The sequence below is a fragment of the Oscillatoria sp. HE19RPO genome, from assembly GCF_024220515.1.
Taxonomy (GTDB): Bacteria; Cyanobacteriota; Cyanobacteriia; order Cyanobacteriales; family Laspinemataceae; genus Laspinema.
Genome location: NZ_JAMXOT010000154.1, coordinates 1 through 4252 on the forward strand (window position 1 = coordinate 1; position 4252 = coordinate 4252).

A 4252-nucleotide genomic window follows, 5' to 3' on the forward strand; every position below is an offset into this window, starting at 1 on the left:
GAACTCCAAAAAATAAAATACCCAAAAAACCCGCAGGCTTAAGCCTGGGGCTACACGGACAAAGCCCGCCTGCGCGGCGTCATACAGTTAGGTGCTTAACCATCGGGATTTGGAGGATTTATTTGTTGGAACACCCTAAGAGGGAAAAACTGCGATCGCCTCCCTTGATGAGGGGATCAAGGATCTAGGGCATCAGTCTGGTTTTCCATCATTCAGACTACAGACTGGATTTCGGGCCGCTGATGGGGTAAAAAGCGCGTCGGCTAGGGTCAAAAAACCCGGTGGGTCTTCCCCATCGGATACCTCCGCCCTCGGCTGATCGATTCAGCTTGACAAATGGCTGATTTTATAATAGAGCAAGCTGCCGGATCTCACCGCGATCGGCATCAACAAAACTGTTTACAGTCAGACTAGCAAAAACAAAGGGAAGGCAGAAATGGACGAACAAAAACTTAGAGAACGGGTCAGCGCGATCGCAGACAAACGAGAAACCCTCGTGCGTCTATTGGAACAACCCAACTTAGGAACCCTCAGAATTGATGTCAATCAGGCGATCGAAGAACTCGACGATTTGCTAGATGAATTCAACCGCACCTTTAGCGATCGCCCGATCGCCTAAACCCGGTTTCAACCCCAACCGCCCCTAACCCCTGCGGTCCAGCGGTCCAGGGGCGCAATTTTTGCTCTCCTGGACCGGAATTTCCTCACCCTCACCCTTGTTGCAGGGCCATTTCCATCAAAATATTCTGAGAACTTTGGGCGATCGCCTCATTCTTTCCCCGCCGTTGCAGATAACTCCCATCGGGCTGTAACTCCCACGCTTGGCGATTATCTGCTAACATAATCCCCAAAATTTCCTGGAGGTCTTTTGCCAAATCCGGGTCTTGTACCGGAGTCGTCGCCTCCACCCGGCGATTCAGGTTCCGAGGCATCCAATCCGCACTCCCCATGTACACCTCTTCTGCACCATCATTATAAAAATAAAAAATCCGGGAATGCTCTAAAAACCGCCCCACAATACTCAACACCCGGATATTTTCACTGACATTTGCCACCCCCGGACGCAAACAACAAATCCCCCGCACAATTAAATCTATTTGCACCCCCGCCCTTGAGGCTTCATAGAGCTTGACAATCATTTTCGGGTCTACCAAGGCATTCATTTTCAACACAATTCGCCCCGGTTTTCCCTGCTTGGCATTGTCAATTTCTCGCTGCACTAACGCCGTCATTCGTTCTCTCATGTTCACCGGCGCAACTAACAAACTGCGATAGGAACGCTGTCGGGAATACCCGGTCAAATAATTAAACAAATCCGTTAAATCCGCCCCGATATCATCCCGGCAGGTAATTAACCCCAAATCCGTATAAAGTCGCGCCGTCTTCGGATTATAATTCCCCGTCCCAATATGTGCATAGCGCCGAATGCCATCGGCTTCCCGACGCACCACCATCCCCACTTTAGTATGGGTTTTAAGTCCGACCAACCCATACACCACATGAACGCCCACTTTCTCTAACTTCCGCGCCCAAGAAATATTATTTTCCTCATCAAAGCGAGCTTTTAACTCCACCAATGCCGCCACCTGTTTGCCATTTTCTGCTGCTGCAATTAAGGCATTCACAATGGGCGAATCTCCAGAGGTCCGGTAGAGGGTCATTTTAATGGCTAATACCGCCGGATCGTATGCTGCCTGGGTAATAAATCGCTGGACTGTTGCGCTAAAGGAATGATAGGGATGATGGATGAGCAAATCCCGCGATCGGATCAAAGCAAAGAGGTCCTCTGTCTCTTCCATATCCTCCAAATTCGGTTCCGAAGGCAGTTCTCCCAGGCGACGGAAGGCGGCAGGAGTGACGGGATTCCATACCGGATATTTCAGGTCCGGAAAGGGTAAATCCATCAATCCCATTAAGTCTACTAACCCCAGCAATCCCTCGACTTCATAGACTTCATGATGAACTAACCCCAATTCCCCCCGCAGCATTTCCCGGATGGATGAAGGGATATCTGATTGGACTTCCATTCGCACCACGGAACCGCCAAATCGTCGCTTGCGAATTTCTTGTTCGATCGCCAGAAGTAAATCATCCGCTTCGTCTTCTTCTAGGGCAATATCCGCGTTACGAGTCACGCGAAATGGATGATATTCCAAAATATTCATCCCGGGAAATAGAAACTCTAAATTATGGGCGATTACCTGTTCTAAAGGGGTGAATGTCCAGCTTTTTCTCTGTCCTTCCCCGTGACTGTTACTGGCGTTTCGGGGCGCTTCGGGAATCGGAACAAATCGAGGTAACACTTTGGGGACTTTCACCCGGGCAAAAAATTCTTCCTCGGTTTCGGGGTCTTTGATGACCACAGCTAGATTCAGACTGCGGTTAGAAATGTAGGGAAAGGGATGTCCCGGATCGACCGCTAAGGGGGTGAGAACGGGGAAAATTTCTTCTTCAAAATACTGTTGCAGATAGGTGCGCTGTTCCTGGTTGAGATCCATATAATCGAGGATCTGGATGCCATAAGCGCTCAGTTGGGGACGCAGGAGTTTCTCAAAATGCCGATGTTGTTCGGCCACCATTGGATGCAGGCGATCGCCGACTTCATCCAATTGTTGTTGTGGGGTGCGTCCATCAGGAGTCAGGGAGGATACTCCTGCTTCAACCTGCTGTTTCAGTCCAGCAATCCGCACCATGAAATATTCATCTAAATTAGCACTGAAAATCGCTAAAAATTTCAGCCGTTCTAACAACGGAGTTCGCGGATCAAAGGCTTCCTGTAAAACTCGGTAATTAAATTCAACCCAACTTAATTCTCGGTTGAAGTAGTATTGCTGATCTTTTAGGTTAATTTCCGGTGTGGTTTCCTTCTGTTTTTTAGTCGTTGTCATAATTCTGACCTGATGGAGCAGTAAATGGAGTTGGTAAGCAAACTGGACAGCGAAAAGTTCTGTATAACCCCGAGGGATCGCTCAATGGCTTTAAAAAAATGGACCAGCATAAAACCAGTCCATAAGTCATACAGGGCTAGTATTTTAAGCTAACCAGCATTATCATTATGCACCCAAAAGAGCAACTTGAACAAATCCTCCAAAATCTACGGCCCGCATTCAGCCGTGAGGCGGCCTTTGAATGGTTCGTAATCAGGGTTCAAAATAAAATAGAAGCATTGGAACGATTTGTCATTCTTATTGCCTTAGTTATGGGGATTTTACAAATTCTGAGTTTATCCATGCCATCGACGATTTGGCAAGGTTTTTTGGGTTCGTTCAGAACCGTACCTAGAGCGCCGGTACAGTATTAGATAAACTAGGACCAGAAACCGGGTTTCTTAACTTAATCTGTTGCGTTGCCACAACATTGTGGTTAAGAAACCCGGTTTCTAACCTCGTATAGTACCCCGGACTAGCAGTTGTTATCTTTCTCAGGGTTCACAGGTCATTCAAGAACCAACCTAAACAACTGCAAAGAAATCCTGCTGGTCAAGGACCGCTATATTCACACCATTCAGGATCGCTAGGACCTCATTTCCCACTGAAATCACCGCGCCATTATTCCCTTGGGTGAGAGTTAGATCATTATAGGTTAACCCTTCGGCTAACCCGATTAAATCCTCTCCATCGGTAAAGTCCACAATGACATCAACTCCGGTATCTGGGCGAATCACAAAGCGGTCTTGTCCGGCCCCACCGATGAGGATATCATTTCCTAAATCCCCAGATAGCCAGTCATTTCCAGCCCCTCCTATCAACAAATCATCATCTTTACCGCCATAAATCACATCATCTCCATCTCCACCCGTCAAGGTATCATTCCCTTGATTTCCATAGAGGAAATTATTCCCGGACCCAGCATAAATTAAATCATTCCCTAAATCGCCAAATAGCACATCAGTCCCGGTACCCCCGACTAGGGTATCATCTCCTTGTCCACCGTGGAGGGTATTATTTCCGGCTACAGCAAATAGGACATCATTTCCTTGATTCCCATTCAAGAAATCATTTCCGGGTCCTCCAACTAGGGTATCTTCCCCTAAATCCCCATAGATTTCATTATTACCTGAATTAGCAACAATATAATCATTTCCTTGTCCACCATGCACCAAGTCATCCCCAGCACCAGCATCAATGAAATCATCACCTTGGTTGCCGTGGAGAATATCATTACCATCCAAACCAAAGATTTGGTCGTTACTACCTAATCCTTGGATAAAATCAGCCTCGTTGGTTCCGATGATGGAATCCGGTTCCGGAGT

Annotated in this window: 4 protein-coding genes; 2 read left to right on the forward strand and 2 right to left on the reverse strand. The window is 47.4% G+C overall.

The window, feature by feature from the left end; genetic code table 11:
• Positions 1 to 436 precede the first annotated feature (436 nt).
• On the forward strand, positions 437 to 619 hold the full coding sequence (locus NG833_RS14610; RefSeq protein ID WP_015151656.1) for a hypothetical protein: 183 nt from the start codon (positions 437 to 439) through the stop codon (positions 617 to 619).
• A gap of 91 nt (positions 620 to 710) precedes the next feature.
• On the opposite strand, the gene ppk1 is transcribed toward NG833_RS14610, so the two are convergent.
• Complete coding sequence (ppk1, locus tag NG833_RS14615; RefSeq protein WP_254566021.1) at positions 711 to 2888, reverse strand: polyphosphate kinase 1; 2178 nt, start codon at positions 2886 to 2888, stop codon at positions 711 to 713.
• Positions 2889 to 3055: 167 nt separating this feature from the next.
• On the opposite strand from ppk1, the gene NG833_RS14620 reads away from it, so the two are divergent.
• Positions 3056 to 3301, forward strand: a complete 246-nt coding sequence (locus NG833_RS14620) for a hypothetical protein (RefSeq protein WP_254566022.1) — start codon at positions 3056 to 3058, stop codon at positions 3299 to 3301.
• A 150-nt stretch (positions 3302 to 3451) separates the two neighbouring features.
• Here NG833_RS14620 and NG833_RS14625 read toward each other — a convergent pair.
• Positions 3452 to 4252 (reverse strand): calcium-binding protein (locus NG833_RS14625; protein WP_305884994.1); only part of this gene is annotated, 801 nt, incomplete at its 5' end.